The following is a 3,689-nucleotide window of genomic DNA, read 5'->3' as shown; positions in this document are numbered from 1 at the left end:
CCTGCAGGAAGAATCAAAGCGTTGAACGCGCACGCACCTCAATCCCGCCCCTTGACCTCAACCAATGTTGAGGTGCGATAACGATCTCCCCACGGCCAGCCCCCTGGCCTTCCCACGGAGATTGCTTCGATGTCGTACTCGCTTCCCCCGCTCCCCTACGCCTACGACGCCCTTGAGCCGCATTTCGATGCGCGCACGATGGAGATCCACCACAGCAAGCACCACCAGACCTACGTCAACAATCTCAACGCCGCCATCGAGCAGGCCGGCATCGCCGAGCAGCCGGTCGAGGCGCTGATCGCCAACCTCGATGCCGTGCCCGAGGCCCAGCGTGGCGCGGTCCGCAACAACGGCGGCGGCCACGCCAACCACAGCCTGTTCTGGACCGTGCTCAGCACCACCGGTGGTGCACCCGATGACGAACTGGCCGCCGCCATCGACCGTGACCTCGGCGGTTTCGATGCTTTCAAGGAGGCCTTCACCAAGGCCGCGCAGACCCGCTTCGGCAGTGGCTGGGCCTGGCTGACCCGCGATCGCGATGGTCGCCTGCAGGTGGAAAGCAGCGCCAACCAGGACAGCCCGCTGATGGGTGCAGCCGTAGGCCTGTCCGGCCACACCCCGATCCTCGCACTGGATGTCTGGGAACACGCCTACTACCTGCACTACCAGAACCGCCGCCCGGACTACATCGGCGCCTTCTTCAACATCATCAACTGGGCCGAAGTCGGCCGGCGCTACCACCAGGCCCGGGCCTCATGAGCGGCGAGACACTGCCCTACGCCGGGCCGTGGGCCGGGGTGTTCCCCGCCCCGGCCCCGGTGCCATCGGTCGAGATGCCGCCGCGTGCCCTGCAGCGGCTGCTCGGCCATTTCCCGACCGGCGTGGCCATCGTCTGCGCGCGCGATGCACAGGGCAAGCCGGTCGGCCTGACCATCAACTCGTTCGTGCCGGTCTCACTGCAGCCACCGTTGGTGCTGTGGAACCTGGCGTTGCACGCACAGAGCCTGTCCACCTTCCAGCGCGCCACGCGCTTTGCGCTCAGCGTGCTGGCGGCCGACCAGGAAGCGCTGGCCCGGCGCTTCGCCGATCCGCAGGTCCGCAACCGCTTCGACGGCCTGGCATTGCTGGATGACGACGAGGACGCCCCACCCCGCATCACCGGTGCGGTCGCCCATCTCACCTGTACCCGCCACGCGCAGTGGCCGGTGGGCGATCACCTGCTGCTGGCCGGCCGCATCATCGAAGTGCACGAGAACGGCGGCGCGCCACTGCTGTTCCATCGCGGCCGCTTCCAGCCCGGCCCGGCCGAGCTGCTGGCGGAGGTACGCGGATGAACATCGAAGCTCTGGAATGCATGCTTGCCGCCGGCAAGGACGGCGCGCTGCTGCGCTTCGGCCTGGGCAAGGGCTGGCTGGATGCCGGCAACCCGGTACGCGCGGCAACCCACCTGGGCCGTTGCGTGGTGCTTGATCCGCAGTACTCGGCGGCCTGGAAGCTGCTGGGCAAAGCCTGGCTGGCCAGTGGCCAGCCACAGGCGGCCCGTGAGGCGTGGCAGCGCGGCTTGAGCGTGGCCGGCAGCAAGGGCGACCAGCAGGCACGCAAGGAAATGCAGGTGTTCCTGCGCCGCCTGGACCGCGAACAGGCGGCCCTGGCGAAGGCGGGCTGAGTCGATCAGCCCGCGTTGGCCGATGCCGGTGCGGACATGATGTCCGGCATCGGCAGGCGGCGCGGCTTGCTCGGGAACGCGTGGCGCAGGATGCGCCAGACCACCTGGCCGAACTGGCGCGGCAGCGAGCCGTTGTTGTAGTGCTGGCCGTAGCGGCGGCAGATGTCCTTCACTTCCTTGGCGATGGCCGCGTAGCGGTTGGCCGGCAGATCCGGGTAGAAGTGGTGCTCGATCTGGTGGCTGAGGTTGCCCGACAGCACGTTGATCAGGAAGCCGCCGCTGATGTTGGACGAACCGCGCAGCTGGCGCAGGTACCAGTGGCCGCGCGACTCATTGCGCAGGCACTCCTTGGGGAAGGTTTCCGATTCGGCGGTGAAGTGCCCGCAGAAGATGATCACGTAGGTCCAGATGTTGCGCAGGCCGTTGGCGACCAGGTTGCCCAGCATCACGGTGAGGAAGAACGGACCCGCCAGCAGCGGGAAGAACACGTAGTCCTTCAGCACCTGGCGCAGCATCTTGCGCGCCACCGGGCGGGTCTGCAGCCACATCGCACGGGCACTCATGCGGCCCTTCAGCCAGCGGCCAAGGCGAAGGTCCTGCGCCGCCACACCCCACTGGAACAGCAGTGCGAAGATCGGCGCGATGATCGGCTGCAGCAGGTAGAACGGCTTCCAGCGCTGTTCGGGGAAGATGCGCAGCAGGCCATAGCCGATGTCATCGTCCATGCCACGCACATTGGTGTAGGTGTGGTGGCGGAAATTGTGGGTCTTGCGCCAGTTGTCGGCGGTGGCAACGATGTCCCACTCGTAGGTGTTGCCATTGAGCTTGGGATCACCGGTCCAGTCGAACTGGCCGTGCATCACGTTGTGGCCCAGCTCCATGTTCTCCAGGATCTTCGACAGCGCCAGCAGCAGCGTGCCGGTGATCGCGGCCGGCCACAGCAGCGGCATCCAGAACAGCGGCGAAAACGCTGCCAGGAACAGCAGGCCACGGCCACCCACGCCGAACCAGCGCACGGCGGCGGCCACGCGGCGGATGTAGCGGGTATCGGAGGCGCCGAGGCTGCCGATCACACGGTCGCGGATCGCGTCGAGTTCCTCGCCGAAGGCATGCATCTCGGCAGTACTCAGGGCACGGTCGGTGGCGCGGGTCATGGCAGGCGTCCTCAGAGATCCAGGGTCAGGTCGGTGGTCGGTGCGCTCACGCAGATCCGCACCGGCTGTGCCGATTCGGACTGCAGGTCGCCGGTGCGCAGGTGGCGGGTGACGCCACTGACGCGGTCACAGCTACAGGTATTGCAGATGCCCATGCGGCAGCCATGCTTGGGCTTGATGCCATGGGCTTCGAGGCTTTCCAGCAACGAGCGGCCGCGCGGCACGCTCAGCTGGCGGCCACTGCGGGCAAGGGTCAGCGACACTTCGCCTTCGCTGCTGGCGTCGCGCAACGGCGCCGGCGGAGTGAACGCTTCCGCCTGGAAACCCGCGACCTGGTGCGCCAGGCGTTCGCGCGCAGCGGCAACGAATCCATCCGGGCCACAGGCCAGCACGTGGCGCTGCGCCAACGGGGTGTCATCGCCGGCGACCTGCAGATCGTGAGTATCGATGCGTGCGGCAGGCGCATCACCCTCGCGGGTGGTCAGCAGGTGCACACGCAGGTTCGGCTGGCGCGCGGCCAGCGCCTGCAGCTCATCACGGAACTGCAGCTGGGCGGCACTGCGCTCCCAGTAGAACAGGTCCACCGGCGCGGCCAGCGGGCGCTGGCAGGCGTCGCGCAGCAGGCTGCGCATCGGCGTGATGCCACTACCGGCCGCCAGCAGCAATACCGGAGCCGCGGCCGGCAACTGGAATTCTCCGAACGCAGCCTCCACGCGGAACAGCTCGCCCGGCTGCGCATGGTTGACCAGATGCTGGCTGACCCGGCCGCCCTCGACCGCCTTGACGGTGATCGCCAGTTCGCGCGGTCCCAATGCGGTGGGGCTGTAGCTGCGCTGCCACAGGCGTCCTTCAATCTCCACGCCGAGGGT

At 67.7% G+C, this 3,689-nt stretch carries 5 protein-coding genes; 3 read left to right on the top strand and 2 right to left on the bottom strand.

The genetic code is table 11. The features are described 5' to 3' along the window. Positions 1-129: 129 nt before the first annotated feature. The 3 genes from N5E02_RS20495 to N5E02_RS20485 are packed head-to-tail and all read left to right on the top strand — an operon-like array spanning position 130 to position 1,666. Positions 130-759: a superoxide dismutase gene (locus N5E02_RS20495; RefSeq protein ID WP_235649250.1), complete on the top strand. Its 630-nt coding sequence runs from the start codon at positions 130-132 to the stop codon at positions 757-759. Next, a complete protein-coding gene (locus tag N5E02_RS20490; RefSeq protein ID WP_279946700.1) occupies positions 756-1,334 on the top strand; it encodes a flavin reductase family protein in 579 nt (192 codons plus the stop codon). Before N5E02_RS20495 ends, N5E02_RS20490 begins: the two co-directional genes overlap by 4 nt. Next, positions 1,331-1,666, top strand: a complete 336-nt coding sequence (locus tag N5E02_RS20485; protein ID WP_053498539.1) for a tetratricopeptide repeat protein — start codon at positions 1,331-1,333, stop codon at positions 1,664-1,666. The genes N5E02_RS20490 and N5E02_RS20485 overlap by 4 nt, the downstream gene beginning before the upstream one ends. A gap of 5 nt (positions 1,667-1,671) precedes the next feature. Here N5E02_RS20485 and N5E02_RS20480 read toward each other — a convergent pair whose 3' ends face one another. Further along, positions 1,672-2,820: an acyl-CoA desaturase gene (locus N5E02_RS20480; protein ID WP_005416924.1), complete on the bottom strand. Its 1,149-nt coding sequence runs from the start codon at positions 2,818-2,820 to the stop codon at positions 1,672-1,674. A gap of 11 nt (positions 2,821-2,831) precedes the next feature. Further along, the coding region (locus tag N5E02_RS20475; RefSeq protein ID WP_279946699.1) for an iron-sulfur cluster-binding domain-containing protein at positions 2,832-3,689 on the bottom strand (858 nt) is incomplete at its 5' end.

This window comes from Stenotrophomonas sp. GD03777 (assembly GCF_029842485.1).
GTDB classification, from domain to species: domain Bacteria; phylum Pseudomonadota; class Gammaproteobacteria; order Xanthomonadales; family Xanthomonadaceae; genus Stenotrophomonas; species Stenotrophomonas sepilia.
This window is presented reverse-complemented; position numbering and strand designations above follow the sequence as displayed.

What these genes read in the sequence shown, in the direction of transcription:
- N5E02_RS20480 (WP_005416924.1), bottom strand. Translation starts at nt 2,820, where the DNA reads ATGACCCGCGCCACCGACCGTGCCCTGAGTACTGCCGAGATGCATGCC.
- N5E02_RS20495 (WP_235649250.1), top strand. Translation starts at nt 130, where the DNA reads ATGTCGTACTCGCTTCCCCCGCTCCCCTACGCCTACGACGCCCTTGAG.
- N5E02_RS20485 (WP_053498539.1), top strand. Translation starts at nt 1,331, where the DNA reads ATGAACATCGAAGCTCTGGAATGCATGCTTGCCGCCGGCAAGGACGGC.
- N5E02_RS20490 (WP_279946700.1), top strand. Translation starts at nt 756, where the DNA reads ATGAGCGGCGAGACACTGCCCTACGCCGGGCCGTGGGCCGGGGTGTTC.